Source organism: Stappia sp., from assembly GCF_048261845.1.
Taxonomy (GTDB): Bacteria; Pseudomonadota; Alphaproteobacteria; order Rhizobiales; family Stappiaceae; genus Stappia.
In genome coordinates this window covers 1-24,537 of record NZ_JBLXFR010000057.1, presented here as the reverse complement: position 1 = coordinate 24,537, position 24,537 = coordinate 1, and the positions used below count along the sequence as shown (strand labels likewise).

The 24,537-nt window shown below is 66.8% G+C and carries 27 protein-coding genes and 1 pseudogene; 10 read left to right on the top strand and 18 right to left on the bottom strand.

What is annotated here, in order from left to right; all coding sequences use genetic code 11:
• A pseudogene (locus ACN0T5_RS17790) lies at positions 1-647 on the top strand (nicotinate-nucleotide--dimethylbenzimidazole phosphoribosyltransferase); the annotation flags it as partial.
• Positions 648-659: 12 nt separating this feature from the next.
• On the opposite strand, the gene ACN0T5_RS17785 reads toward ACN0T5_RS17790, so the two are convergent.
• A complete protein-coding gene (locus ACN0T5_RS17785) occupies positions 660-1,694 on the bottom strand; it encodes a helix-turn-helix domain-containing protein (RefSeq protein ID WP_417769959.1) in 1,035 nt (344 codons plus the stop codon).
• A gap of 150 nt (positions 1,695-1,844) precedes the next feature.
• Between ACN0T5_RS17785 and ACN0T5_RS17780 the strand changes: the two genes are divergently transcribed.
• Positions 1,845-2,885, top strand: a complete 1,041-nt coding sequence (locus ACN0T5_RS17780; RefSeq protein WP_417769958.1) for an alpha/beta hydrolase family protein — start codon at positions 1,845-1,847, stop codon at positions 2,883-2,885.
• A 54-nt stretch (positions 2,886-2,939) separates the two neighbouring features.
• Here ACN0T5_RS17780 and ACN0T5_RS17775 read toward each other — a convergent pair whose 3' ends face one another.
• On the bottom strand, positions 2,940-4,505 hold the full coding sequence (locus ACN0T5_RS17775; protein WP_417769957.1) for a sensor histidine kinase: 1,566 nt from the start codon (positions 4,503-4,505) through the stop codon (positions 2,940-2,942).
• A 182-nt stretch (positions 4,506-4,687) separates the two neighbouring features.
• On the opposite strand from ACN0T5_RS17775, the gene ACN0T5_RS17770 reads away from it, so the two are divergent.
• Entirely contained in the window at positions 4,688-5,356 is a 669-nt protein-coding gene (locus ACN0T5_RS17770) for a uracil-DNA glycosylase family protein (protein ID WP_417769956.1), read from the top strand.
• A 49-nt stretch (positions 5,357-5,405) separates the two neighbouring features.
• On the opposite strand, the gene ACN0T5_RS17765 is transcribed toward ACN0T5_RS17770, so the two are convergent.
• On the bottom strand, positions 5,406-6,380 hold the full coding sequence (locus ACN0T5_RS17765; protein WP_417769955.1) for a sulfurtransferase: 975 nt from the start codon (positions 6,378-6,380) through the stop codon (positions 5,406-5,408).
• 225 nt (positions 6,381-6,605) lie between these two features.
• On the opposite strand from ACN0T5_RS17765, the gene ACN0T5_RS17760 reads away from it, so the two are divergent.
• Positions 6,606-7,100 carry an Lrp/AsnC family transcriptional regulator gene (locus ACN0T5_RS17760; protein ID WP_417769954.1) on the top strand — a complete coding sequence of 165 codons (495 nt, stop codon included), beginning with the start codon at positions 6,606-6,608 and terminating at the stop codon, positions 7,098-7,100.
• Positions 7,101-7,236: 136 nt separating this feature from the next.
• Positions 7,237-7,749, top strand: coding sequence for a DUF302 domain-containing protein (locus ACN0T5_RS17755; RefSeq protein ID WP_417769953.1), 513 nt, complete (start codon positions 7,237-7,239; stop codon positions 7,747-7,749).
• A 3-nt stretch (positions 7,750-7,752) separates the two neighbouring features.
• Here ACN0T5_RS17755 and ACN0T5_RS17750 read toward each other — a convergent pair whose 3' ends face one another.
• The 4 genes from ACN0T5_RS17750 to ACN0T5_RS17735 form a co-directional block, all read right to left on the bottom strand.
• On the bottom strand, positions 7,753-8,169 hold the full coding sequence (locus tag ACN0T5_RS17750; protein ID WP_417769952.1) for a VOC family protein: 417 nt from the start codon (positions 8,167-8,169) through the stop codon (positions 7,753-7,755).
• 85 nt (positions 8,170-8,254) lie between these two features.
• On the bottom strand, positions 8,255-9,130 hold the full coding sequence (locus tag ACN0T5_RS17745; protein WP_417769951.1) for a helix-turn-helix domain-containing protein: 876 nt from the start codon (positions 9,128-9,130) through the stop codon (positions 8,255-8,257).
• Between the two features lie 115 nt (positions 9,131-9,245).
• Positions 9,246-10,124, bottom strand: a complete 879-nt coding sequence (locus ACN0T5_RS17740) for an NAD(P)-dependent oxidoreductase (protein ID WP_417769950.1) — start codon at positions 10,122-10,124, stop codon at positions 9,246-9,248.
• Positions 10,125-10,264: 140 nt separating this feature from the next.
• Positions 10,265-10,411: a hypothetical protein gene (locus tag ACN0T5_RS17735; RefSeq protein ID WP_417769949.1), complete on the bottom strand. Its 147-nt coding sequence runs from the start codon at positions 10,409-10,411 to the stop codon at positions 10,265-10,267.
• 99 nt (positions 10,412-10,510) lie between these two features.
• Here ACN0T5_RS17735 and ACN0T5_RS17730 point away from each other — a divergent pair, with 99 nt between their 5' ends.
• Positions 10,511-11,425: a LysR family transcriptional regulator gene (locus tag ACN0T5_RS17730; protein WP_417769948.1), complete on the top strand. Its 915-nt coding sequence runs from the start codon at positions 10,511-10,513 to the stop codon at positions 11,423-11,425.
• On the opposite strand, the gene ACN0T5_RS17725 is transcribed toward ACN0T5_RS17730, so the two are convergent.
• From ACN0T5_RS17725 to fdhD, 8 genes are all read right to left on the bottom strand, one after another.
• A complete protein-coding gene (locus tag ACN0T5_RS17725) occupies positions 11,412-12,581 on the bottom strand; it encodes a trans-sulfuration enzyme family protein (RefSeq protein ID WP_417769947.1) in 1,170 nt (389 codons plus the stop codon). The two genes, ACN0T5_RS17730 and ACN0T5_RS17725, sit on opposite strands and share 14 nt — an antisense overlap.
• A 96-nt stretch (positions 12,582-12,677) precedes the next feature.
• Positions 12,678-13,514: an ABC transporter permease gene (locus ACN0T5_RS17720; protein ID WP_417769946.1), complete on the bottom strand. Its 837-nt coding sequence runs from the start codon at positions 13,512-13,514 to the stop codon at positions 12,678-12,680.
• Positions 13,511-14,224 (bottom strand): ABC transporter permease, encoded by a 714-nt coding sequence (locus ACN0T5_RS17715; RefSeq protein ID WP_417769945.1) that lies wholly within the window; start codon positions 14,222-14,224, stop codon positions 13,511-13,513. Before ACN0T5_RS17715 ends, ACN0T5_RS17720 begins: the two co-directional genes overlap by 4 nt.
• Before the next feature lie 64 nt (positions 14,225-14,288).
• On the bottom strand, positions 14,289-15,065 hold the full coding sequence (locus tag ACN0T5_RS17710; protein ID WP_417769944.1) for an ABC transporter substrate-binding protein: 777 nt from the start codon (positions 15,063-15,065) through the stop codon (positions 14,289-14,291).
• 180 nt (positions 15,066-15,245) lie between these two features.
• The gene (glp, locus tag ACN0T5_RS17705; protein WP_417769943.1) at positions 15,246-16,526 is read right to left on the bottom strand and encodes a gephyrin-like molybdotransferase Glp; all 1,281 of its coding nucleotides are present in this window, start codon (positions 16,524-16,526) and stop codon (positions 15,246-15,248) included.
• Positions 16,513-17,052: a molybdopterin-guanine dinucleotide biosynthesis protein B gene (gene mobB, locus ACN0T5_RS17700; protein WP_417769942.1), complete on the bottom strand. Its 540-nt coding sequence runs from the start codon at positions 17,050-17,052 to the stop codon at positions 16,513-16,515. The genes glp and mobB overlap by 14 nt, the downstream gene beginning before the upstream one ends.
• Positions 17,049-17,675 (bottom strand): molybdenum cofactor guanylyltransferase MobA, encoded by a 627-nt coding sequence (gene mobA, locus ACN0T5_RS17695; RefSeq protein WP_417769941.1) that lies wholly within the window; start codon positions 17,673-17,675, stop codon positions 17,049-17,051. The genes mobB and mobA overlap by 4 nt, the downstream gene beginning before the upstream one ends.
• Entirely contained in the window at positions 17,672-18,568 is an 897-nt protein-coding gene (gene fdhD / locus ACN0T5_RS17690; protein ID WP_417769960.1) for a formate dehydrogenase accessory sulfurtransferase FdhD, read from the bottom strand. The genes mobA and fdhD overlap by 4 nt, the downstream gene beginning before the upstream one ends.
• Before the next feature lie 575 nt (positions 18,569-19,143).
• On the opposite strand from fdhD, the gene ACN0T5_RS17685 reads away from it, so the two are divergent.
• Positions 19,144-20,124: an ABC transporter substrate-binding protein gene (locus ACN0T5_RS17685; protein ID WP_417769940.1), complete on the top strand. Its 981-nt coding sequence runs from the start codon at positions 19,144-19,146 to the stop codon at positions 20,122-20,124.
• A 10-nt stretch (positions 20,125-20,134) separates the two neighbouring features.
• Positions 20,135-21,844, top strand: coding sequence for an ABC transporter permease (locus ACN0T5_RS17680; RefSeq protein WP_417769939.1), 1,710 nt, complete (start codon positions 20,135-20,137; stop codon positions 21,842-21,844).
• Here the strand turns inward: ACN0T5_RS17680 and ACN0T5_RS17675 are convergent.
• Entirely contained in the window at positions 21,792-22,190 is a 399-nt protein-coding gene (locus ACN0T5_RS17675; RefSeq protein WP_417769938.1) for a hypothetical protein, read from the bottom strand. The two genes, ACN0T5_RS17680 and ACN0T5_RS17675, sit on opposite strands and share 53 nt — an antisense overlap.
• Positions 22,191-22,404: 214 nt before the next feature.
• Between ACN0T5_RS17675 and ACN0T5_RS17670 the strand changes: the two genes are divergently transcribed.
• The gene (locus ACN0T5_RS17670; RefSeq protein ID WP_417769937.1) at positions 22,405-22,815 is read left to right on the top strand and encodes a helix-turn-helix domain-containing protein; all 411 of its coding nucleotides are present in this window, start codon (positions 22,405-22,407) and stop codon (positions 22,813-22,815) included.
• On the top strand, positions 22,812-23,648 hold the full coding sequence (locus ACN0T5_RS17665; protein WP_417769936.1) for a DUF6456 domain-containing protein: 837 nt from the start codon (positions 22,812-22,814) through the stop codon (positions 23,646-23,648). The genes ACN0T5_RS17670 and ACN0T5_RS17665 overlap by 4 nt, the downstream gene beginning before the upstream one ends.
• 22 nt (positions 23,649-23,670) lie before the next feature.
• On the opposite strand, the gene ACN0T5_RS17660 is transcribed toward ACN0T5_RS17665, so the two are convergent.
• Positions 23,671-24,102 carry a SufE family protein gene (locus tag ACN0T5_RS17660; RefSeq protein WP_417769935.1) on the bottom strand — a complete coding sequence of 144 codons (432 nt, stop codon included), beginning with the start codon at positions 24,100-24,102 and terminating at the stop codon, positions 23,671-23,673.
• 212 nt (positions 24,103-24,314) lie between these two features.
• Positions 24,315-24,537 (bottom strand): hypothetical protein (locus tag ACN0T5_RS17655; RefSeq protein WP_417769934.1); only part of this gene is annotated, 223 nt, incomplete at its 5' end.

The window sequence follows — 24,537 nt, the reverse complement described above, 5'->3', positions numbered from 1 at the left end:
GAGGTCGATGCCTTCGACGAGCCGAATTGCGCCGCGACGATGGCCTTCGGCATGGAGGCCGACACGGTGGTGTTGGGGAAGCCCATTTTGCCGATCTCCTGTGCATCGGCCAAATGGGCATCGCCAACACCACCGTGGCGGCCGCCGTCCTGGCGGCGCTTTTTGGCGGGGATCCGGCCGAATGGGTCGGCCCCGGCACGGGCGTCGACAATGATGGCATGGCGCGCAAGCGCGCCGCCGTGACGCAGGCGGTAAACCGCATCGCCGGCACGAAGGATCCGCTTGAGGTGCTGCGCCGGGTCGGCGGCCGCGAGATCGCGGCCATGGCGGGCGCGGTGGTCGCGGCGCGCCTGCAGCGCATCCCGGTGATCGTCGACGGTTTCGTGGCCACCGCCGCCGTCGCCGTGCTGCATGCGATGGATCCGCGCGCGCTCGATCACTGCCTGTTCGCCCATGTCTCGGCAGAGCCGGCACATCGCCGGGCGCTGGACGCCATGGGCAAGACGGCGCTGCTTGACCTGGGCATGCGGCTCGGCGAGGGCACCGGCGCGGCCCTTGCCGCGGGCATCGTCAAGGCGGCCGCCCAGGTGCATGACGGCATGGCGACCTTTGCCGATGCGGGCGTGTCGGGGAAGGGCGAGGGCTGACAGCCCGCGGTATCACCCTTCCTCCGACCCGATCCGTGACCGGTAGGCGCTCGGCGTCTCGCCGGTCACGCGCAGGAACTCGCGGTTGAAGTTCGACTTGGTGTTGAAGCCGCTGGCCAGCATCGAGGCGGTGACGCTCTGTCCCTGTCCGAGCAGCTTGCAGGCGTGGCGGATGCGGTGGCCGTTGACGTGACGCGAGACGTTCTCGCCGCTCGTGCGGTTGATCGCGGCCGAGAGCTGTTTCATCGGCACGCGCAACCTTCGGGCGAGGCGGGCAAGCGTCAGATCCGGGTCGAGGCAGGCGCCTCCCTCGTCGAGGAGTGCGTCGAGGCGCTGCATCAACTCCCGGTCGGCCTCGGTGTCCGCACCAAGCTCCCCGGAGACTGTCTCGCCGGCACCTGGCTCTTCGTCCTCTCCGGCCGATCCGGGGCGCGCGGCGACAAGACCGAGCAGCCCCACGGCCAGCAGCGCCAGTGAGGACGCGAGGCTGACGACAAGGGGCCGCAGCCACGCCTCGCCGTATATCAGGGCAAGGGCGATGGCCGTATCGCTGACCGCCGAGAGCAGAAGCGAGGCACCGACCACCTGCCAGATGCGCTGCGGCAGGCGACCGGCCTCGAGCCGCGCGAGCGGCAGGTCCTCGCGTCCGCGCGCCTGCAACAGGATCGCGGTGCCATACCCTGCATACAACGCGACGAGCACCGCATCGGGAAGCCACTCCAGCGGGCCCTGGCCGAGCGGCACGGACAGGCCCGCGCAAAGCGGCGCCAGCACATGCGGCAGGGCGCCTCCGAGGGCGGGCGCACGGATCGCCGCCTGGCGGAAGGCGAGATAGGCAAGCGGTGGCACCAGCGAGGCGGTCGCCGGAAGCACCGGCTGAAGCGCGGCGATCCCGTAATGCTGGACGAGGGAAATCAGCGTCCCCTGCAGGGCCGTCACCCCGAGCAGCAACGGAAAGAGCGAGGGACCGTCGCGCAGCAGCACGAAACGGCAGGCGAGGAAAGCCAGCACGAGGGCGACCGCAAGGGGGATCGGCAGGACAAGCATGAAGGCCTCGGTGAACGGCGTCGGGGCGCGGGGGTGAATGAATTCCTGGTACAGGATCCGGTTCCAGTCGTCCTCGATCCGGTTTCAGGACGCAAGTGCGGGCAGGGGCGGGCACCGACAGGAGGTCGCAACCGATGGAAGGTCCCGCAAATGAAACGTCTTGTCCTTGCCGCCCTGTTTTCCGGCCTCGCCCTGCTTCCTCCGGCATTTGCGGAGCCGGTGGCGCCCGGTCTTCCCGGTTATGACCGCATGGACGTGCCGGCCCGCCATCGGGCCCTGCCTCTGGCGGCGTCCGTCTGGTATCCGGCCGGGCGCACCACCTATCGGAATGTCATCGGCGACAATGCCCTGTTCGTGGGAGCGCCGGCATTGATCGGTGCCGCGCTCGCCAAGGGGCGGCATCCGCTTGTGCTTCTGTCGCAGGGCTCGGGTGGCAACATGGACGGCCTTGCCTGGCTGTCCTCGCGTCTTGCCGCGCGCGGGGCCATCGTGCTGGCGGTGAACCATCCCGGCACCACGTCCGGCGATTCCTCGCCGCGCCGCACCATGCGGCTGGCGCCGCGCGCCGCCGATCTTGGAGCCGCGCTCCAGGCCCTTCTCGCCGATCCGCAATTCGCTCCCCATGTCGACCGCGAACGGATCTCCGCGCTCGGCTTCTCGCTCGGCGGCAGCACCGTTCTGGGGCTCGCCGGCTTGCGGTTCGACGGCGACGCCTTTGCCGACTATTGCCGGAAGGCCGGGGAGGCGTCGCCCGGCTGCGACTTTCTCGCCAGCGGCGGCGTGCGGCTGGACGCCCTGCCGGAGAGCTTTTCGGCCGACATGCGGGATGCGCGCGTCTCATCGGTGATCTCTGTCGATCCCGGTTTCACCCATGCCGCGGTGGAGGACAGTCTTGCCGGCGTGCGAACACCGGTGCTTTTCATCAATCTGGGCAACGAGCACCGCTGGCCGGCGGTGGATGTGGGCCCGAAGGGCAGCGGTCTGGCCGACCGGCTTCCCGGCGCGCGCCACGTGTCGGTCGCGCCCGCGCATCATTTCACCTTCCTGGGCGTGTGCAAGCCGGGAGGCGCGGAACTGCTGCGCAAGTGGGAGGACGATCCGGTCTGCGACGACCCGCAGGGCACCGACCGGGCAAGGACGCATGTGGAAATCGTGGAGACGGTGGCCGGGTTTCTCGGGCTCGCCCCGTGAGCATGCGGGCGCAGGCGTGAAGGGGAGAGGCGGACGAAGCGGGTCCGCCTCGTCTCAGGATGCCTTGCGGATCATCGACCGGCGCATCGCGGCGCGACGCGGATCGGTGTTGGCGGCGACTGTTTCCTCGAGCGCCGGCATCGCTTCCAGCACGCGCGAGGCGGGGAAGGTGACGATGACCTCCGTGCCCTCGCGCAGCTTCGAGCGCAGTTCCAGCTTGCCGCCATGCATCTGGACGAGCGCCTGGACGATGGGCAGGCCAAGACCGGTCCCGTCCTCTGCGCTCTTGATGGCGATGGCACCCTGGCCGAAGGCCTGCATGACGATCGGGATTTCGTCCTCGGGAATGCCGGGGCCGTTGTCGCGGATCGAGATGTACTGGCCGCCGCCGGCCGTCCAGCCGGCCTTGATCTGCACCTCGCCGCCCGTCGGGGTGAATTTCACCGCGTTCGACATCAGGTTGAGGATCATCTGCCGGACGGCGCGCTCGTCGGCCCACAGCTTGGGAAGGTCGGCCTCGTAGGTCTCGATGATCGAGATGTGCTTCTTCTTCGCCCTGATCGCCATCATGTGCTTGCAGTCTTCGAGCAGCTCGGCAAGCGGCACCGCTTCCTCGCTGAGCTCGTAGCGGCCGGCCTCGATGCGCGACAGGTCGAGGATCTCGTTGATCAGGTTGAGAAGGTGCTGGCCGGAATTGTGGATGTCGGCCGCGTAGTCCCGGTAGGTGGGATTGTCGAGGGCGCCCAGCAGCTGGTTCTTCATCACTTCCGAGAAGCCGAGAATGGCGTTGAGCGGCGTACGCAGCTCATGGCTCATCGTCGCCAGGAAGCGCGACTTGGCCAGATTGGCCTCCTCGGCGCGGCGCCGCGCCTCGTCGGAGATCGCGTTGGCCTGTTCCAGTTCGGAGATCAGGTGATCCTTTTCGGCCCGGAATTCCAGCATCGTCACGGTCGAGATGTGCAGCTGGTTGCCGAGCATCAGGAAGAAGCCTTGCGCGCCGATGGCCATCGCCATCATTGCATAGTGGATCGCGGACTGCTGGTTCAGGAAGGAGACCACGATCGCCAGGGTGATCGGCAGCGTGCCGGCAAGCAAGGCCTTCGGCTGGCTGGCCGACAGCATGGTCAGCATGGCGATGACGATCAGCATCGTCGCGAACTGGAAGATCTCCGAGCCGTCATGGCCGGGAGCCGTCGACTGCAGCAGGAAGAAGCCGGCCCAGGTGAGGCCGTAGAGCATGTCGCCGCTGATCATCTGCCGGCGCCAGCGCCGCAGGTCGCCGTCGACAGGCACCTCCCGCTCGAAGCGGCGGCACGCCATCAGCAGCAGAACATGGGCGATCGCGTTGAAGACCAGCCAGCCGACAATCACCTCCGCACGCATCCACAACAGGGAGATGCCGCCGACGATCAGCGCGAAGAGCGGCAGCGCGATCGCCGCGCTCAACCTGTTCCTGGAGAATGTCAGCAGCAGCTCGTATTCGAAGTTCGCCTCGTTTCCGTCGCTGATCGACAGCCTTTCGCGAACATTGCGCACGGTGCGCGCCACGTCGCGCCGCCGTCGGGCACGTTCGCTGTTGAGTGCGGTCTTCGCCTCGCTGCTTGTTTCCTGCGCGGCCATGTTTTGCAGACGTCCGGTTGCCGGGACCTTGCCCCGTATGCTTGAAACAGCTTCATCATGGTGACCAACCCTTAATATCCGCCTCAGGGACGTGGTTAACAAAACGTCTCGAGCCGGCCATGGTGGCGACCGGCGCCATGCCTGCGGATCGTCGTTCTTTCAAGGGCTTGCAAGAGGTGATGATGGCGGATGCGCCCGACAAGGATGCACTGGACGCGCTGGCTGGAGAGATTTCCGCCTGTCGGCATTGCGTCGAGGAGCCGGACCGCAAGTCGCTCCCGCACGCGCCGCGGCCGGTCTGCGTGTTGTCGGCCACTGCGCGGATCGCGATCTGCGGCCAGGCACCGGGAACGCGCGTGCATGCCAGCGGCCGGCCTTTCACAGACCCGAGCGGCGACCGTCTGCGTGACTGGATGGGGATCGGCGAGGACATCTTCTACGATGCCTCCCGTATTGCCATCGTGCCGATGGGCTTCTGTTTTCCCGGCCTCGATGCGAAGGGCGGGGACCTGCCGCCGCGTCCCGAGTGTCGCCGGCTCTGGCATGACCGTGTATTCGCCGCGATGCCGCAACTCAGGCTGAAGATCGTGATCGGCGCCTATGCCCAGTCCTATCATCTTGGCGGGCACGCGCGCGGGTCGGTCCGCGAAACGGTTGGCGCATGGCGCGAGATCTATGAGGCGACCCGGGACGAGGGCGTGGCCGCGATCTGCATGCCGCATCCTTCGTGGCGGAACAACGCCTGGCTGCGCAAGAACCCGTGGTTCGAGGAGAACTGCCTGCCGGTCCTGCGCGCCGAGGTGGCCCGTCTTGCCGGTGATGCCGGCCAAAAAAAACGCCGGCCCGTTTGAGGGCCGGCGCAAGGTTGTCCGGATCGATACCGCAGAGGAGACGTCGGTATCAGCCGAAAAGATCGCCGAGGAAGGCGCGCAGGTCGTCGAGCGTGGTGCGCTCGGACGCCATCGGCAGGGTGTCGTCCTGCGACCAGCCGACCATGCTGTCGTCGTAAAGGGAGACGTTCTCGTAGCCGAGAAGCTCGTGCAGGACGAACCAGTTCGTCGCCGCCCAGTGGCCCGTGTTGCAATAGGAAACGATCTCGACCGACTTGTCGGCAAGGGTTTCCGGAACCAGGGCCGCAATCTCCGCCTGCGGCTTCAGCTTGCCGTCGGCATCATTGTAGAAACCGGCCTGGTCGAGCCCGAGCGCGCCGGGAATGCGACCGAAGCGCGTCGCCTTGGAATGCTTGTCCTTGCCGGCAAACTGCTCGGCGGGGCGCCCGTCGACAAGGATCGCGGAGGTGTCGAGGCGCTTGGCGACGTCCGACGTCTGGACCAGATAGCTGTCGCGCGGCTCGGCGATGAACATGTCGCCGACCGGCGTGACGTTGCCCGTCTCGAGCGGACGCTTCTCCGCCGTCCAGGCCTTGTGACCGCCGTCGAGGATCGCAACCGCGTCATGGCCGAGATACTTGAAGGTCCAGTAGATGCGTGCGGCCGCGCCGAACTCGGAGCTGTCGCCGCCGGCCGGCACGATGATCACGGCCTTGTCCTCGGAGACGCCGATTTCCGAAAGGGCCGCCTCAAGCTTCTCCACCGACGGCAGGACGCCGACGACGGACCCGCGATCGGTGCGCCAGTAGCCGGGATACTCGCTCCACACGGCGCCGGGGATATGCCCCTTGAGATAGTCGTCCTTGCCGGACTTGGCGAAGGGCGAGCGGATGTCGAGGATGACGACGTCCTTGCGCTCGATGTGATCGGCCAGCCACTGGGTGGTGACCAGCGGCGTGACCGCCGGTGCCGCCAGCGCGGGCTGGGCAAGCGCCGTCGCCAGGACCATGCCGAGCACGGCTGCGATACGGGTGAGGGGAAACATGTCGCGTCTCCGCTTGATTGGCTCCCGGAACCGCTCCGGGATTTGAATTTCAAGCTTTCAGTTGACATCGACTGGAAAACGCGGCAAGCGGAATTCAGCCTGTTCTTGGAAGAAAAATCTAAAATTCCCTACAAGTGCAGTGAGCGAAGAAAACCAATATCGACATGAGCGCGGTTCATAAAAAAAGAATCCAGTCATGTCGACTACCATCCGGACCTGAAATCCATGATCGACCGCATCGACCGCCGAATTCTCTCCATTCTCCAGGAGGACTGCACGATTCCGGTGGCCGAAGTCGGCCGACGGGTCGGCCTGTCGACCACTCCCTGCTGGCGCCGCATCCAGAAGCTGGAGGAGGACGGGGTCATCCAGAGACGGGTGGCCATCCTCGATCCGAAGAAGATCAACGTGAAGGTCACGGCCTTCGTTTCGATCACCACGTCGCGACACAACGACGACTGGCTGCGCAAGTTCGCCGACGTGATCTCGGAGTTCCCCGAGGTGGTCGAGTTCTACCGCATGGCCGGAGCGGTGGACTACCTGCTGCGCGTCGCGGTTCCGGACATCGAGGCCTATGACGCATTCTACAAGCGGCTGATCGCCAAGATCGACATCTCCGACGTCTCGACCTCCTTCGCGATGGAGCAGATCAAGTCGACCAGCGAACTGCCGCTCGCCTATGTGCAGACGGAAAAGCCACGGGCAGAGAAGGACGACTGAGGATACGTCCCGATCAAACAAATTCGAATTTTTGAATGCATTGTGGCGTCTGGTGCCTTTGGCGGCTAGAATTCGTGGCGTAGCCACGCCTCGGCCCCGTCGCGGGTGCCTGCAGGCACACCCGGGAGACGTCCCCATGATCCAGATATCCGCTATTTTCAGCCGTCACCTGCGCATCGGCGCGATCATGGCCGGGTTGCTTGGCGCAGGCCTGTCGCAGGCCGTACTCGCCGACGAGGCGTCCGACATTGCCGAGACCCGCGTTGTCGAGGCCGCGTTCGAGGATGTTCGCTTCGATGTCGAGAACGCGATCATCAATCGCGGTCTGGTCATCGACTATGTTTCGCATATCGGCGAGATGCTGGCCCGTACCGGCGCGGATGTGGGGTCGGGTGAAGAGGTGTTCACACGGGCGGAGGCGATGCTCTTTTGCTCGGCCGCCCTGTCGCGTGCCGCGATGGAGGCCGATGCGGGAAACATCGCCTTCTGCCCCTATTCGGTCTTCCTTTACGAGACGCCGGACGCTCCCGGCAAGGTGACGGTCGGCTTCCGGCGGCTGCCCGAAACCGGAACGGAAGCCTCCGGCAAGGCGCTTGCCGCTGTCAACGAGCTCCTGTCGGGTATTGTTCGCGAAGCGGCAGGCGAATAGCCGTCAGCCCGCCGCAACGGTCGGCCAGTAGGTTCCGAAGCACCAGACATTGTCCTCCGGGTCGCGGCAGATGAATTCGCGGCTGCCATAGTCGCGCTCGGTCAGCGGCTCGACGATGGTGGCGCCGGCCGCCTCTGCCCTTTGGAAGGTTGCGTCGACATCCGCGACCGCGACGTAGAGCGTCTTGCCGGAGGGCCCGTCAGGTTCCCCGACAATCTTGGCAAAGGCATCGTCGCGCGTCTGGCCGACCATGATCATGGAGGTGCCGAGAGCAAGTTCCGCGTGAACGATGCTGCCGTCCTCGGCCTTGTGGCAGGCGTGCAGGCGGAAGCCGAAGGCCTCCTGCAGCCAGTCGGTCATCCGGTTCGCGTTGCCGAAGCGCAGGGCGGGGAAAATGCAAGGGGATTGCTGTTCGGTCATGGTTCAGGCTCCTGTTGGGACGCCTGTCGATAGCCCGCGGACGGCCCTGCGGATTGAACAAATGTAACCTCAAGGGCAGGGCCCCCTACCAGGTGGCAATGCCGAACGTGTCGAGGCTGGCGCGCCATGCGCGGGGCGCCAGCCCGGCAAACGTGCCGAACTCCCGGATCATGTGCGCCTGATCGGCGTAACCGCAGTCGCAGGCGATGTCGGCCCAGTCGGGTGCGGCCTCGAAACGCGCCAGCGTCTGTGCCCGGGTGAAGCGGGCGATGCGCGCGACCGTCTTCGGCGGCAGGCCGATCTCCTCCCGGAACTTCAGCGAGAGATGCTTGCGGCTCCAGCCGATCTCCTCGCCGATGGCGGCGATGCCCGCTTGCCCGCCGCTGCCGACGATGCGCCGATAGGCGTGGACCACCTGGGGCGTTCCGTCCACTGCAGACGTCAACCGGTGCAACACGAAGGCTTCCGCCAGATCGAGGCGGCTTTCCCAATCCGTCAGGTCCTCGACGCGCTTCTTGAAGTCGAGAACCTCCCCGTCGGCGCAGTCCTCGAGCGGGATCATCGCACCGGTCAGCGCAGAAACGGGAAGGTCGAGGAGACGGCGCGCTCCCGGCGGTGTCAGGTTGATCTGCAGGCAGGCGGCGCGGCCGCTTGAGCCGATATAGATCCGCTCGGAGGAAAGCCCGGAGGCAAAGCTCGGTCGCGCGTCGTCGTCGCCGGGTTGCCGGCCGAGCCCGATGCGGAACGGTTCACCGAGGCTGATGATCACGGGAACGGTGAGCGAGGCGCTTTCGATTTGGCGGATCGGGCAACCGGCGCGTTCGTCATAGGCGACGATTTCGGTGTACCAGCGGCGCAGAAGGACCGGCGCCGGACGGCGCAGGAGCAGCACCGGCAATCCTTCCGGCACATATGTTCCCGGGCCGTGCCGGTCGCCGGCATCCGGGTCTGCGCGGGTCATGCTGCTGCTCCGCAGGTTCGCGTTCTTGTCCGGTCATCTTGCGCCGCCCGGGCCGGTCGATGCAAGCCGGCAACGCGAGGCGGGCCGGCGACTGCCGCCGCCGGACCGCAACGGGTCACTTGCCGGCGTTCTGCAACCGCGCGATCAGGCTCGACGTGTCCCACCGGTTGCCGCCCATCGCCTGCACTTCGGCGTAGAACTGGTCGACCAGCGCGGTCACCGGCAGGCGGGCGCCCGTCTCGTTCGCGGTCTTCAGGCAGATGCCGAGATCCTTGCGCATCCAGTCGACGGCGAAGCCGAAATCGAACTTGTCGTCGCGCATCGTCTGCCAGCGGTTCTCCATCTGCCAGGACTGGGCCGCTCCCTTGGAGATCACGTCGATCACCTTGGCGACGTCGAGATCGGCCTTCTTGGCGAAGTGAACGGCCTCGGAAAGCCCCTGCACGAGACCCGCGATGCAGATCTGGTTGACCATCTTGGTGAGCTGGCCGGCGCCTGCAGGGCCCATGTGTCCGACCATCTTGGCGAAACACTCGATCGCCGGCCGCGCCGCCTCGTAGATGTCCGCATCGCCGCCGACCATGACGGTGAGCGCGCCGTTCTCGGCGCCGGCCTGCCCGCCGGAGACGGGCGCGTCGAGGAAGCCGCAGCCCTTCTCCTTCGCGGCGGCATAAAGCTCGCGCGCGACTTCCGCCGAAGCGGTCGTGTTGTCGATGAAGATCGCGCCGCGCTTCATGCCGTGGAACGCGCCATCGGCTCCGGTCGTCACGGAACGGAGGTCGTCGTCATTGCCGACGCAGGCGAAGACGAAATCGGCGCCCTCGGCCGCCGCTGCCGGGGTCGCCGCATGGGCTCCGCCATGCTCGGCGGCCCATTTTGCGGCCTTGGCGGCAGTCCGATTGTAAACGGTGACATCGTGGCCGCCGCGGCTCTTGAGATACCCGGCCATGGGATATCCCATGACGCCAAGACCGATGAATGCAACCTTCGCCATTGCGCCCCTCCCTTCGGGATTTTCGGATGTGGCCGCCCCGCCGGATAAAAAGGGGGCGACCGAACGTGTCAGTCGCCCCTTGTTTAGCGCATCGGAGGGGACGAGTCAGGGGGAGGGAAGCCAAAGGTCCTTTTCCTGTCTCAACGGGCCGGAGCCGGGTTCCGCCCGTGTGCCTGGCCGACGCGGTCGCCTTGCAGAAGCAAGACCTTGGCGGGGCGTTCCTGTGTCCGGCCATGCGCCTCGGAGCGGGTGGCGGTCATGAAAGTTTCTGCGAGAATGCCGATCATTGTTCCGTCTCCTCGTGTCGTCGTGATGCCCGGATGATTGCGGTTTTCGGCAAAACATGCCACTCAGGAAAGTTGATGAAATGTAAGCTCAGGTGACATATGGAATGGACCCGGATGCCCTCGCTCGCAAGCCTGCGCGCCTTTGCCGTCGTTGCCGAGACCGGCACGCTGGCGGGTGCCGGACGCGTGCTCAATGTCAGCCATGCGGCGGTCAGCCAGCAGGTTCGCGCACTTGAGGCCTTCTTCGGGGCGCAACTGGTGGTGCGGCAGGGGCGGGGTATCGCGTTGACGCGGGAGGGGCGCGGCCTTGCCGAGAACCTCGACGAGGCCTTCTCGATCATGCGCCGGGCCGTCGACGAGCTGGCCCGTGCGGATATCGCCCGCCCGTTGCAGGTCACCATGACCCCGGCCTTCGGCGTCAGCTGGCTGATGCCCCGCATTTCCGAGTTCCGGCATCGTCATCCGGAGATCGAGCTGATGCTCAACCCGACGGCCGAGGTTGTCGAGATGGAGCCGGGCGGCGTGGACCTTGCCATCCGCTACGGGCAGGGCCGATGGAGCGGATTGCAGTCGGAACCGCTGCTCTTCACCAGTTTCGTCATCGTTGCGGCGCGCTCGCTGGTCGGCGATGCCGACTATCCCGATCCGGCGAAGCTGCAGGAGTTTCCGTGGTTGCAGGAGATCGGCACGCACGAGATCGCCCAGTGGCTCGACCGGCAGGGCGTCGTTTCGACAGGCAGCCTCAACATCCTGCACCTGCCCGGCTACATGATGCTGGAGGGGCTGAGGCGCGGCGAGGGGGTGAGCGCGACGGCGCGCGCCTTCATCGAGCCGGATATCCGCTCGGGTGCGCTCCGCGTCCTCTTCGAGGACGTGCTGCCGGGCAACGGCTACCACCTGGTCACCCGTCCGGGCGTCCAGCGCCCGCCGCTGAAGGCGTTCCTGTCCTGGATCCGCAGCCACCGCGACCTGGAGCCAGGCCCCGAGACGGGGGCCGCAGCTATCCGGACGTGAGGGGAGCGAGCGCGGCCTCGAGATCGGCGGCAAGGTCGGCAACGTCCTCGATGCCGACCGAGATACGCAAGAGGTTCTCCGGAACGCCGGTCGCATCGCCCTCGATCGTGTGGCGATGCTCGACAAGGCTCTCGACGCCGCCGAGCGACGTCGCCCGCTTGATCAGTTGCAGCCGGCCGACGACACCGAGCGCGTCTTCGGCACTTCCCCGAACGAGGATCGACATCAGGTAGCCGTAGCCGCCCTGCATCTGGGCCTTGGCCGCGGCGTGGGTCGGATGGCCGCGCAGGGACGGATAGAGCACGGTTTCCACCGCCGGGTGCCGGTCCAGCATTTCGGCAAGCGTCCGGGCGCTCGCGCACATGCGCTCCAGCCGCAACGACAGCGTGCGAAGTCCGCGCAACAGCAGATAGGCCTCGAAAGGCGCGAGCACGGCGCCCGCGTCATGGCGCTCCTCGCGGATGAAGCGCCATGCATCGCTGTCGGCATCGCGGCAGGAGGCGACACCGGCGAGCACGTCGGAATGGCCGTTCATCGCCTTGGTCGCGGAATGCAGGACGATGTCGGCGCCAAGGTCGAGCGGTTTCATCAGCAAGGGCGTGGCGGCGGTGGCGTCCACCGCAACCAGAGCGCCGCTCTGGTGTGCGGCCTCGCTGATCGCCCGGATATCGGCAACGGCCAGCCACGGATTGGACGGAACCTCCAGGAACACCAGATCCGGGCCGCTTTCGCGCAAGGTCTCGCGGAAACGCTCGGTATCGGACGCTTCCGCCTCGAGAAGCGCGATGCCGCTATGGGCGCAGTGCTTGCGCAGCCAGGATGTCGTGCCCCAGTAGATGCCGGACTGCGCCAGGACCGTGCCGCCGGGCCGCACGGTGCGGATGGTCGCGGCGATCGCCGCCATGCCGGAGGAGAACAGCCGCGTCTCGGCGCCGTTCTCCAGCCGGGCGATCAGGCTCTCGATCTGGCGCACGAGATCGTTGTCGTCGCGCGAGTAGATATGCGCGGCGCTGGTCAGCCGGTAGTCAGTGTCGCGGGCGAAGGTGGTCGCGGTGTGGATCGGGGGCACGACAGCGCCTGTTGCCGGGTCGATGCCGCCGCCGCCATGGGCGAGAAGGGAGGCCGGCGCGAGCTTGCCGCTGCTGGTGTCGGACATGGAATGTCTCCGCGATGTAAAAGGGTCGCCAAGCGGTATCCGCGCTGCGCGGTTTTCGCAATCGCCGGCGGCAGCGGGTTGCGAATAAAGTGGCAGTCAGTTGCGCTTGAGATGCCGTGTGAGCCGCCTCTCTAGCCGCTCCCAGATCCTGCGCAGGGTTTCCACGACGATCAGGTAGAGCACAGCCGCCCAGATATAGGCCTGGAAATCGAAGGTGCGCGAATAGGCCCGGCGCGTTTCGCCCATCAGGTCGAAGACGGTCACCAGCGAGACGATGGCCGATCCCTTGATCATCAGGATGATCTCGTTGCCATAGGGGCGCAGGGCGACGATCATTGCCTGCGGCAGGAGCACCTTCCAGAAGGTGACAAGCTTGGGAATGCCGAGGGCGGAGGACGCCTCCCACTGGCCCTTGTCGATGTTCTGGACCGCGCCGCGCAGGATCTCCGCCTGGTAGGCGGCGGTGTTCAGCGTGAAGGCGAAGATGGCGCAGTACCAGGCGTCCCGGAAGAACCACCAGAGCCCGATGTCGCTGAAGAACGGGCGGAAGGTCCCGGCGCCGTAATAGATCAGGAAGGTCTGCGCCAGCAGCGGCGTGCCGCGGAAGAAATAGACATAGGCATAGGCGATGCCAGCGACGAGCCGGTTGCGCGAGGAGCGCGCCAGCGCGACCGGCAGCGACAAGAGCGCGCCTGTCACCATCGAGATGCCGACCAGCTGCACGGTGACGAGGATGCCGTCGAGATAGTCGTCCCAGTAGTTGCGGACGTAGTCCGACATCACGTTGCTGGCGAGGTAGTAGAAAAGATAGGCGCCGGCGACGATCCACAGGGCCATCAAGACGTTGCCGGCGATGCGGGCGGCGCTCCAGCTACGTTCGCGGGCAGGCGGTGCCGGCTGCGCCGGGAGGGTTTCCGTGCTCACCCAGCTCATCGCGGCACCTCGCCGCGTTTCGACCAGATTTCGATCCGTCTCAGCCCGATGGAGGAGATCATGGACAGGACGAGGTAGATCAGGCAGGCGCTGCCGAAGAACAGGAAGGGCTCCTTGGTGACGCGTGCTGCGATCCCCGCCCAGCGCAGCAGGTCCTCAAGGCCGATGGCCGAGACAAGAGCGGTTTCCTTGAGCAGGATCAGCCAGAGATTGCCGAGCGCCGGCAGGGCGAGGCGGATGAGCTGCGGCAGGACGACGAGACGCATCGTCTGGTGGCGGCTGAGCCCGAGTGCATAACCGCCCTCGTACTGGCCCTGCCGGATGCCGCGAAACGCGGAAAGAAACGCTTCCGAAGCATAGGAGGAGAATACCAGCGACAGGGCGATCATGCCGGCGATGAAGGAGTTCACATCGACCGTCGCGCCGGTGACGAAGAGCCGTGCCAACTCGTTGAGCAGCATCTGGCCGCCGTAATAGACGAGAAACAGCGTCAGAAGCTCGGGCAGCCCCCGGAAAATGGTGGTGTAGATATTTGCCGCATTGCGCAGCGACGCATCACCGGAATTCTTGGCAAGGGCGATCAGAAAGCCGATGACGAGGCCGAACGGCAGCGAGGCCAGCGCCAGGCTCACGGTTATCAGAACGCCGCGCGCAATTTCGTCGCCCCATCCTTCCGGGCCGAACGATATCAGGGTGAGAGCTTCATTCATGCGCCGGGACCGTGGCCTTGCGCAAGGCGGCGATGGTCTGCCGCCTTGCGTGTTTCAACGGTCTTCAGCCGCCGTAGACGTCGAAGTCGAAATACTGGCCCTGGATCTTCTCGTAGGTGCCGTTCGCGCGGATGGCCTCGATGGCCTTGTTGAACATCGCCTTGAGATCGTCCTCGCCCTTGCGGATGGCGATGCCGGCGCCTTCGCCGTTGATCACCGGATCCGGCGTCAGCGTGCCGAGAAGCTTGCAGCAGGCGCCATCGTCGGTGTCGAGCCACTCGGACAGCACGACGACGTCGTCGATCGCGGCGTCGATACGGCCCGAGGCAAGGTCGAGCTTGTACTCGTCAGGCGTGGGATAGAGCTTCAGTTCGGCATCGCCCAGCTTTGCCTCGGCATAGTTGGAATGCGTGGTCGAGGACTGGGCGCCCAGCAGCTTGCCGGCCAGCGCTTCCTTGGTGGCGGCCGGGATATCGCTGTCCTTGGGGACGATGATCGCCGGCGGCGTGTTGTAATACTTGTTGGTGAAGTCGACCTTCTGCAGCCGCTCCTCCGTGATCGACATGGAGGCGATCACCGCGTCGAACTTGCCGGCCTGCAGCGCGGGGATCATGCCGTCCCAGTCCTGCACGACGAACTCGCACTCCACCTTCATCTCGGTGCACAGCGCCTTGGCGATGTCGATGTCGAAGCCGACAAGCTGGCCATCGGAGGTCAGGTTGTTGAAGGGAGGATAGGCGCCCTCGGTGCCGATCAGCACCTTGGTCCAGTCCTTGGCCTCGGCGCCGCCGACTGCCGCAAGAACGAGGGCGGCTGCCGCCGCGAGTTTCATGAAACGCATCTGATGTCCCCTGTTAGTTCGGTTATTTCCGTGAAGCGGCTTCGCGCTCCTTCGGATCAGCCTGCATACTCCCATCAAAATCGAACGGATTTCAACAGCTTTACGTTGCGTTGTCCCCATGGCAGTGGCGGAAGCCCGATGTCTTTCAGGCCTCTCGCAAGGGAAGCTCGAGCGCTTTCGTCAGCGTGCCGGGATGCCGAATTCGGCGAAGGAGATGAAATCGACGGCCTCGCCCTCGACGATCCTTGTCGTTTCCTCGGGGATCTCGATGAGACCGTCCGCTTCCCGCAGGGAGGTAATCAGCCCGGAGCCGTCGCGCTCGAACTTGCGCACCACGGTCCGCCCTGCGTCATTGCTGGCCAGGATGCCGCGATAGAACTCGCGCCGGTCGGGCTTCTTCTTCTCCACCGAGAAGGCCGCCGGAACCTGAAAACGCCTTGGCGTCAGGAACCCGCCACCGCCCAGAACCGACAGGACGGGGCGGACATAGAGCAGGCAGCAGATCATCGCCGCCACAGGATTGCCCGGCAGGCCGAGCGTGACGCAGTCGCCGATCTGGCCGAAATTCATCGGCCGCCCCGGCTTGACCGCGAGTTGCCACATGTGCCGGGTGCCGAGCGCGTCGATCGCCTCGACCAGATGATCCTCTTCCCCGCGCGAGGCACCGCCCGTCGAGATGATGGCATCATGCTCGCCGGCGGCACGTTCCAGCGTCCGGCGGATATGGGAGGCATCGTCCGGCAGGATGCCGAGGTCGGCGATTTCCACGCCGAAACCGGCAAGCAGCCCGGACAGGAGATAGTGGTTGCTGTCATAGACGCCGCCGTCGGGCAGTCCGTCGCCGGGGCGGCGGATCTCGTCACCCGTCGACACGAGCGCAACGCGCACCGGGCGGAAGACCCTGACGCGCGGTGTCCCGGTCGAGGCGATGGCCGCAATGTCCTGCGGCCTGAGCCGCGTGCCGGCGGTCACCAGAACGTCCCCGGCCTTCAGGTCCTCGCCGGCACGCCGCCTGTTGGCGCCGGGCTTCAGGCCGGGCGGGATCCGGACGGCATGGCCGTCCTCGTCGAGATCGCAATCCTCCTGCATGGCGACCGTGTCGGCACCGCCGGGCATCAGGGCGCCGGTGAAGATGCGCGCGGCCGTTCCGGGGGCAAGCGAAGCCGGGGAGGGATGCCCCGCCGGTATGCGCGCGGAGACGGGGAAGCGTCCGCCGGTTCGTCCGTGGTCCGCCTGCGCGAACGCGTAGCCGTCGACGGCGGAGTTGTCGGCAAGCGGGACATCGTGTCCGGCGTGGACGGGATCGGCCAGGATCCGCCCCGCCGCTGCCTCGAGGTCGACGGTTTCGACCCCGACGGTCGCCGAAACGCGGTCCCGCAGGATCGCCAGTGCATCGTCGTGGCGCAGCCGGTCGCGGTCATGCAGGAAGCAGTCGTCGATGAGGCGTCTAGACGAGGTCATCGGCGGCCTTCCGCAATCCGCAGGTGGCGAGCACGAAGTCGGCAATGCCCTCGACATCGTCGAGGTCGAACACGGGCAGCCGCGCCTCCGCCACCGGCTCGTCGCTGGCAATGGCGACGACGCCCGGATCGCTGTCGGCCAGTCGCTCCTCCTTGAGGGTCGCCCGTCGGCGCAGCTCGATCTTCGGGTGCGGCGCGCGCTTGTAGCCTTCCACGAGCACGATGTCGCAGGGCGACAGCCGCGCGAGGATCTCGTCGAGCGTTGGCTCCTGCGCGCCGCGCAACTCATGCATCAACGCCCAACGGCGGCTCGAGACGAGGGCGACCTCGACGGCGCCGGCGGCCCGGTGCCTGTGACTGTCCGTGCCGGGCTGGTCGATATCGAAGGCGTGATGCGCGTGCTTGACGGTGGCAACCCGGTAGCCGCGGCTTGAGATCGCGGCGACCAGCCGTTCCGTCAGCGTTGTCTTGCCGGAGTTCTTCCAGCCGGCGATGCCGAACACCGGAGCCTTGCCTGCCGACGTCATGCCTCGATCCTTGCCCGCGCCTCGGCAGCTTCCAGGTCTTCAGGCGTGTTGATGTTGAAGAACGGATCGGGGGCGCCAGCCTCCGGGGTGAAGTCGGCGGCCGTGTTGGGATGAAGGTTGACAAAGGCGAGCACCTTGCGCGTCGTTCCCTCGCGCAGGAAACGCTCGAGCGAATCCGCGACCGAAACCGGCCAGTAGCCGAAAACCGGATGCATGTGCCCGTCCGATTTCGCCAGCACGATGCGGCCCGCGTCGGGGCCTCGCGCTTCCATGAGACGCGCGGCCAGGTCCGCAGGGTAGAACGGCGTGTCGCCGGCCACCGAGATCACCCCCTCTGCCTCACCGTGATGGGCGCGCGCCCACCGCAGGCCGGCAAGGACGCCGGCAAGAGGACCGGCAAAGCCCTCGATCGGATCGGCGACAACCGGCAGCCCGAACCGCGAGAAGCGCCCTGCATCGCCATTGGCGTTGAGCACGACCGCGCCGACCTGCGGCTGCAGCCGGGAGATGACGCGCGCCAGCATCGGCGCGCCGGAAAGGGGCAGCAGCGTCTTGTCGCCGCCGCCCATCCGGCGGGCCAGTCCGCCGGCCAGAATGCATCCTGCAAGGGGCGCTGAGGTCATGCGGCATCTTCCGCGTTGCGCGCGCCCTTGCGCCGATGTTTGGCGTCCTCGCCGTCGGCCTCGCCCGCGTCCATGTCGTAGACGAGCCTTTCGGCCCCGGACAGCACGACGAAACGCTGGCCACGGGCGCGCCCGATCAAGGTCAGGCCGACGCGGCGCGCAAGCTCCACCCCCCAGGCGGTGAAGCCCGAGCGGGAGACCAGGATCGGGATGCCCATCATCGCCGTCTTGATCACCATTTCGGAGGTCAGCCGGCCCGTCGTGTAGAAGGTCTTGTCGGCCGGGGAGATGCCGTTCAGCCACATCCAGCCGGCGATCTTGTCGACGGCGTTGTGGCGTCCGACGTCTTCCATGTAGGCGACCGCGCGGTCTTCCTGGCACAGCACGCAGCCGTGGATCGCTCCGGCTTCCAGGTAAAGCGAGGGCTGGGTGTTGATCTTCTTGGTCAGCGCGTAGAGCCAGGACGTGCGCAGGCGCGCATCCGGATCGAGCGCGATCTCGTCGAACCGCTCCATCACGTCGCCGAAAACGGTCCCTTGCGCGCAGCCCGAGGTGCGGACCTTCTTCTTCAGCTTTTCCTCGTAGTTGGTCGCGCGTTCGGTGCGCACGACCACCACGTCGAGATCCTCGTCATGATCGATGCCGGTGATCCGGTCGTCGGGCTTCAGCATGTTCTGGTTGAGGAGATAGCCGACGGCCAGAAGGTCCGGCCGGTCTCCGATCGTCATCATGGTGACGATTTCCTGCGCGTTCAGATAAAGCGTCAGCGCGCGTTCGGTCACGACGCGGATCTCGACCTCGTTTCCGTTCTGGTCGCGCCCGGTGACCGGCGTCGAAAGCCGTGGGTCCTGCGGGTCGGGCTTGACGTGAAAATCCGGCAACTGGTCCGGCATCCGGTCGCGTCTGTCTGCGGTGTCCACTGATTTTTCCTTCCACGGCCCGCCATCAAGGCGGGCCGGTCCCGACCGTCCTGCGTCGGCACAAGGTAGGGAAGGAGAGGCATGGCTGGCAAGCGCCGCGAGGACGGTTCGTCGTGGAAACACGCGCCGCGAAAATCCTAGGACGTGAACTCATAATTCTGGCGAGAAACGGTATGAGGGAACGGGACTGGATACCAGGAGCAACCCCGCAGGAAACCGCCCGGTTTTCAAGGGGGGGGGGGCGACGCCGTTGCCAGCCCGTTCCCTCGTACCCGGAGGGCGCCCGTCCGGCTTCGATCCGCGGCGTCAGACCGCTTGACCGGGGCCCGCCCCGGCCATCGCGGCCTTTCTGGCGGATCATTGCCGGATCGGACGCCGTTTCCGGCACAATTGTGAGTCCACGTCCTAGGCAGGCCTGGCCGGCCCGCTCGGCAAAATTTCCGAGGGCCGGTGTGCGGACGCACAAGAAACTGTTACATGCGGCTGGTATGGCCCCGGGATCGCCCGCTCCGCCGGGCCGGGACAGATCACGTCGAATGGGGATCCGCATGTTCAAGACCAAGCTGCTCGCAGCGCTTCTCACTGTGTCGCTCGCCACGCCGGCCATTGCCGAGGTTTCGGGCAAGCTGGTGCTCTATACCTCGCAGCCCAATGCCGACGCGCAGCAGACCGTCGACGCCTTCAAGGCGAAGCATCCCGGTGTCGAGATCGAATGGGTGCGTGACGGCACCTCCAAGGTGATGGCCAAGCTGCGCGCCGAGTTCGCCGCCGGCGACCCGCAGCCGGACGTGCTGCTCATCGCCGACACGGTCACGATGGAAGGCCTCAAGCAGGAAGACCGTCTTCTTGCTCACGAGGGCGCCGACGTCTCCGCCTATGATCCCGCGATCATGGACAAGGACCGCACCTATTTCTCCACCAAGCTGATCACCACCGGCATCATGTACAACACCGGTGCCGAAATGGTGCCGACCTCCTACAAGGACCTGCTGAAGCCGGAAGCCAAGGACCGGCTGGCAATGCCCTCGCCGCTGACCTCCGGCGCGGCCACCATCCACATGGTGGCGGTCACCGGTCATCCGGATCTCGGCTGGGACTTCTACGAGGGCCTCGCCGCGCAGGGCGCCAACCCGCAGGGCGGAAATGGCGGCACCTACAAGGCGATTGCCGGCGGCGAGAAGCTCTACGGCTTCATCGTCGACTTCCTCGCCATCCGCGGCGCCGCCGAGGGCGCGCCGGTTGCTTTCGTCTTCCCGGAAGAGGGCGTTTCGGCGGTGACCGAGCCGGTCGCGATCCTGAAGACGGCGAAAAACCCCGACGCGGCGAAGGCCTTTGTCGACTTCCTGCTGTCCGAGGACGGCCAGAAGCTGGCCGCCAGCCAGGGCTACCTGCCGGCGCATCCCGCCGTTGCCGCGCCCGAGGGCTTCCCCTCGCGCGACAAGATCAAGCTGCTGGACTTCGACGCCGCCAAGGCGCTTGAGGGCGACACCGCCAACAAGATGAAGTTCGAAGAAATCTTCGGCGGATAAGGCGTTCCCCTTGCGCAACGCCATCGCCTTTCGCGGCGGCGAGGGCCTGTCCCTCGCCGCCGTCTGCGTTCTCGTCTCCTTGCTGTGCGGGCTGCCGCTGGCCCTGCTCTTCGCCGTCGGGCTTGCCCTGGACGGCAACCTGTCGCTGACGCCGCTCGGCGAGACGCTCGCCAGCCGCTCGGTGCAGCGGGCGCTGTGGAACTCGCTGGAAAGCAGCTTCCTGTCCGCAGTGCTCGCGACGGTCCTCGGCACCGCGCTGGCGCTTGCCATCGGCCTGACCAACCTGCGCGCCAAGGCGGCGCTGGTCTTCCTGGTGCTGGTGCCGATGATGATCCCGCCGCATGTCACGGCGATCGCCTGGAGCCAGGCGCTCGGCCCGGCCAGCCCCGTGCTGCAGTGGCTCGGCCTCGCACCGCCCCCCGGCGCCGCCCATCCGGTCTATTCGCTGCAAGGGCTCGTCGCATTGCTCGCCTTGCAGCACATGCCCATCGTCTTTCTCGTCGTGCGCGCCGGCCTGCGCGCCTTTCCGCGCGAGCTCAGCGATGCCGCCCGGGTCAGCGGTGCCCGCGCACCGCGCCTGCTCTGGCGGATCACCCTGCCGCTGCTCGCGCCCTCGCTGCTCGCCGGCTTCGTCCTCGCCTTCGTCAGCGCGCTCGGCAATTTCGGGATCAACGCGCTGATCGGCATTCCGGCCCGCTACACCACCTTGCCGGTTCTGATCTGGCGGCGGCTCGCCGGTTTCGGTCCCGATGTCATCGGCTCCGTCGCGCTGGTCGCCATCGTGCTGGCACTGGTGACGCTGGTGCTTGTCGCCCTTCAGGGCGCGCTTCAGCGGCGTTTGCGCAACGCGCTTGTCGGCCTGCCGCAGCAACCGCTTGCGGTCGATCTGGGCCGCGCCCGCCTGCCGGTCGAGATCGGTGTCTGGAGTTTCCTCGCCCTGACCCTGTTGCTGCCGGCGGCCTCTCTGGTCGCGACCTCGCTGGTGCGCACATACGGACTGCCGCTGGCTGCCGACAGCTTCACGCTGGAAAACTATGCCGAGATCCTGTTCCGCCAGTCGGTGACGCTGCGCGCCTTCGCCAATTCGACCTTCGCCGCCGCCGTGGCGGCCGTCCTGATTGCCGCGATTGCGGTGATCCTCGGTTATTTCCTCACGGTCGGGCGCGGTGTTTCGCGGCGGCTGGCCGGCCTTGCCGCGGCGCAGGCGGACGTTGCCTATGCGGTGCCGGGCCTCGTCATGTCGATTGCCTTCATCCTGATGTTCCTGCGGCCGCTGCCCTTTGTCGGCATCGGCCTTTACGGCACGCTGGCGATCATTCTCATCGCCTATGTCGCGGTGTTCCTGTCGATCGGCCTGAAATCGGTGGTTGCTGCCTATATGCAGATCGATGCCAGTCTCGATGACGCGGCACGCGTGTCGGGCGCGGGCTTCGCCCGCCGCATCCTGCGCATCTATGCCCCGCTCGTGGCGCCGGCCGCTGCTTCCGGCGCGATCCTTGTCTTTCTCACCTCCTACAACGAGGTGACGGTTTCCGCACTGCTCTGGTCGGCGGGCAACGAGACCATCGGCACCACCATCTTCAACTACGAGGACGGCGGCTACACGACGCTGGCGGCGGCCATGGCAAGCGTCACCGTGGTGGCGACCGTGGTGGTCATGCTGGCGGTCAACGCGCTTGCCCGTCACGTGCCGGCGGGAACGATTCCCTGGAAGGACTGACCGGGGCCTGCGGGTCCGGCACTGGTTCTTGCGCCGGTTCGCCGGCCGGTTCGTGCACCGGTTCGTGCACCAGTTCATCTGACAGTTCATGTGCCAGTTCACGCGCCTGTCGCAGCGCCAGCAGGCGATTGGCGTCATGTGCCCAGGAGCCGGCACGCCCGAGCTGGCATTCGGCCGCCTCCGCCCGTTCGAGCCACCTCATGTGGCAGGCGATCTCTGCGGCGGTGAAGCCGAGCCGGTTGCCGGATCCCTCTGCATGCGGAACGCCGAGACGGCGCGCGATCCGCGCGTAGAGCGCCGGCCGACCCGCCGTCCCGGCATGGTGGGTCTGGTGATTTCTCAGCATCCGGATGCTCCCCCGACAGGCCTTGGCGCCCCGTGCGACCGGCGCTTTGAAACAGCTCCGGTCAAGGCGCCAGTATCGCATTGCGGCGGGCTGCGAGGATGGTGCGCGGGGGTCTGATCGGAGCGCCAGGGTTTCGGGAAGACTTATCCCCGCCTGCAGATTTTTCCCGTATTGATATAGGAATATAAACCTAAGATTGAATGTGGAGGCGAGTATGCTTGAACCGGCGCAAGAGGCAGGGGTGACGCATGGCGCGGGAATGGGTGCGGCGACGGGAGAGGCGGGACGGCGGCGCTGCCCGGCACCCGGGGCCGGCCCGCTTGTCACCGCCTGCGTCATGTCCGTCTTCGATGTCAGCGAGGAGGATATCGCACGCGGCAGTCGCGGCCCGGCGCGTGTCGCGCTGGCGCGCCAGGTCGCCATGTATCTGCATCATGTGATCCTGGCGCGGACCCTGACGGACATCGCCGTTGGCTTCGGCCGCGACCGCACGACGGTTGCCCATGCCTGCCGGCTGGTGGAAGACCGGCGGGACGAGCCGGAATTCGACGCAATGATCAGCGAACTGGAATCGGCCCTTCATGCCGGCCTTGCATTGATCCGCAGCACCCGGCGCGCGGCATGACGGCGGCCGCGCGAAAGGGGGGCAGCGACACGGTGCGGGGTGTCGACCGGTTACTTGCCCGGCTGTCAGCGGCGCCGTCCTGGATTGTCGCGGCGTGCGACAGGGAGGCCGAAGGCGCCAGCGGCGCAACGCCGGGCAGTGTGCGGCTGATCAGGCGACGGGCGGCATCGAAAGGGCCGGGAGAGACGGCCGGGCGCGGGGAACTGGTGGTCGATGCGGGCCTTTTGCGCCGGTTGGCCGGTGACGGCCTTGTCGAGCGCGGCCCCGGCTCCGTGCTCCACCTGTCGGAGGCAGGGCGCAGGCGGTTGAAAAGGGCAGGGGCGCGAGAGGACGGGTTTCTCGACCAGCACCGGGAAACGGGCACGCGCCGCCTGCCGGATGGCGGGGCGGGGGAACTCGTCACCGTCAACCACGCGGAAAGCCCGCTTGCGTGGCTGCACAGCAGAAAGTCGCGCGATGGCCGGCCCCTGATCGACGCGGCGCAATTCGAGGCCGGGGAACGCTTGCGGGCGGACCATGCCTTCGGTCAGATCGTGCCGGGCATGCGCGGCATGGCCTGGTCGGGTCTCGAGACCGGGGGCGGCGGCATCAAGGGCGGCGGGGCGTGCGGAGGGCTGGCGGACCTGAGCGATGCGACCATCGCCGCGCGGCAGCGGCTGGAGCGTGCGCTTGCCGATGTCGGGCCGGAGCTTGCCGGCGTGCTGGTGGCTGTCTGCTGCGAGCTCAAGGGATTGGAACAGGTGGAGCGGGCTCGCGGTTGGCCGCCGCGCTCGGCCAAGGTCATCCTGTCGCTCGGCCTGACCCGGCTGGCGCGCCACTATGGCTGCGGGTGAGCGGCGGTCTCGTGCGGCTGTTTCAGGCGTCGGCCAATGCGGCGCGGGCGTCGGAGCGGATCCGCTCGACCATCGACTTCAGCCCGTTGGCGCGCTGCGCGGAAAGGTGCTCCTTCAGGCCGATCCGGCCGAAGATGCCGTCGATATCCGTGGTCGCGATGGTCTGTGCGTCGCGCCCGGAATAGGCGGCCAGCACGATGGCGACGAGGCCCTTGACGATATGGGCGTCGCTGTCGCCCTGGTAGACCAGCACCGGCTTGCCGTCCCCGTTCGGTTCGACACGCCGGGTCAGCCAGACCTGCGAGGCGCAGCCGCGCACCTTGTTCTCGTCGGTGCGTTCGTCCTCGGGAAACTCGGGGAGCATGCGGCCAAGCTCGATGACATAGCGGTAGCGGTCGTCCCAGTCCTCGAGAAATTCGAAGTTTTCGAGAATGTCGTCGAGTGGTGGAATCATGGCTGCCATCTGGTCGTGAACGTGTTCTGCCCCGCTATATAGGCCGTTGCCGGCCGGTTGGGAACCGATGGTGCAGGCGGGGGCCGGAGGCGAAAAAGAAAATCCCGCAGGTGGAAAGGGCAGCAATCCACCTGCGGGCGGCGGAAAATTCCCGCCGGGAGTCAGCGCAATGCAAAGGGTGTCATGTGCGGGAACCGGTTTTCCCGCGCGGCTCAGGCCGGCCGGTCGCGCAGCGCGGGCTTGGGCATTGGCGCGGCGGTCGTGCCGGGCACGCTCACGGCCTGCGCGGCATGCCGCTCGCCCGCGTTGCCGGCGGCGCGCTCCGCGCTGTCGGCCGGCATCGTCGCCACGGGTGCGGGAAGGGCCCAGTCCGGCTCGAGGTCGGCGGCGGTCAGCGTACCGGTCGCGCCGGTCGTCAGGTTGCCGTCCTCGTCG

Coding starts and splice junctions, on each gene's coding strand:
- ACN0T5_RS17785 (WP_417769959.1), bottom strand. CDS start 1,694: ATGCTTGTCCTGCCGATCCCCCTTGCGGTCGCCCTCGTGCTGGCTTTC.
- ACN0T5_RS17780 (WP_417769958.1), top strand. CDS start 1,845: ATGAAACGTCTTGTCCTTGCCGCCCTGTTTTCCGGCCTCGCCCTGCTT.
- ACN0T5_RS17775 (WP_417769957.1), bottom strand. CDS start 4,505: ATGGCCGCGCAGGAAACAAGCAGCGAGGCGAAGACCGCACTCAACAGC.
- ACN0T5_RS17770 (WP_417769956.1), top strand. CDS start 4,688: ATGGCGGATGCGCCCGACAAGGATGCACTGGACGCGCTGGCTGGAGAG.
- ACN0T5_RS17765 (WP_417769955.1), bottom strand. CDS start 6,380: ATGTTTCCCCTCACCCGTATCGCAGCCGTGCTCGGCATGGTCCTGGCG.
- ACN0T5_RS17760 (WP_417769954.1), top strand. CDS start 6,606: ATGATCGACCGCATCGACCGCCGAATTCTCTCCATTCTCCAGGAGGAC.
- ACN0T5_RS17755 (WP_417769953.1), top strand. CDS start 7,237: ATGATCCAGATATCCGCTATTTTCAGCCGTCACCTGCGCATCGGCGCG.
- ACN0T5_RS17750 (WP_417769952.1), bottom strand. CDS start 8,169: ATGACCGAACAGCAATCCCCTTGCATTTTCCCCGCCCTGCGCTTCGGC.
- ACN0T5_RS17745 (WP_417769951.1), bottom strand. CDS start 9,130: ATGACCCGCGCAGACCCGGATGCCGGCGACCGGCACGGCCCGGGAACA.
- ACN0T5_RS17740 (WP_417769950.1), bottom strand. CDS start 10,124: ATGGCGAAGGTTGCATTCATCGGTCTTGGCGTCATGGGATATCCCATG.
- ACN0T5_RS17735 (WP_417769949.1), bottom strand. CDS start 10,411: ATGATCGGCATTCTCGCAGAAACTTTCATGACCGCCACCCGCTCCGAG.
- ACN0T5_RS17730 (WP_417769948.1), top strand. CDS start 10,511: ATGGAATGGACCCGGATGCCCTCGCTCGCAAGCCTGCGCGCCTTTGCC.
- ACN0T5_RS17725 (WP_417769947.1), bottom strand. CDS start 12,581: ATGTCCGACACCAGCAGCGGCAAGCTCGCGCCGGCCTCCCTTCTCGCC.
- ACN0T5_RS17720 (WP_417769946.1), bottom strand. CDS start 13,514: ATGAGCTGGGTGAGCACGGAAACCCTCCCGGCGCAGCCGGCACCGCCT.
- ACN0T5_RS17715 (WP_417769945.1), bottom strand. CDS start 14,224: ATGAATGAAGCTCTCACCCTGATATCGTTCGGCCCGGAAGGATGGGGC.
- ACN0T5_RS17710 (WP_417769944.1), bottom strand. CDS start 15,065: ATGCGTTTCATGAAACTCGCGGCGGCAGCCGCCCTCGTTCTTGCGGCA.
- glp (WP_417769943.1), bottom strand. CDS start 16,526: ATGACCTCGTCTAGACGCCTCATCGACGACTGCTTCCTGCATGACCGC.
- mobB (WP_417769942.1), bottom strand. CDS start 17,052: ATGACGTCGGCAGGCAAGGCTCCGGTGTTCGGCATCGCCGGCTGGAAG.
- mobA (WP_417769941.1), bottom strand. CDS start 17,675: ATGACCTCAGCGCCCCTTGCAGGATGCATTCTGGCCGGCGGACTGGCC.
- fdhD (WP_417769960.1), bottom strand. CDS start 18,568: ATGCCGGACCAGTTGCCGGATTTTCACGTCAAGCCCGACCCGCAGGAC.
- ACN0T5_RS17685 (WP_417769940.1), top strand. CDS start 19,144: ATGTTCAAGACCAAGCTGCTCGCAGCGCTTCTCACTGTGTCGCTCGCC.
- ACN0T5_RS17675 (WP_417769938.1), bottom strand. CDS start 22,190: ATGCTGAGAAATCACCAGACCCACCATGCCGGGACGGCGGGTCGGCCG.
- ACN0T5_RS17670 (WP_417769937.1), top strand. CDS start 22,405: ATGCTTGAACCGGCGCAAGAGGCAGGGGTGACGCATGGCGCGGGAATG.
- ACN0T5_RS17665 (WP_417769936.1), top strand. CDS start 22,812: ATGACGGCGGCCGCGCGAAAGGGGGGCAGCGACACGGTGCGGGGTGTC.
- ACN0T5_RS17660 (WP_417769935.1), bottom strand. CDS start 24,102: ATGATTCCACCACTCGACGACATTCTCGAAAACTTCGAATTTCTCGAG.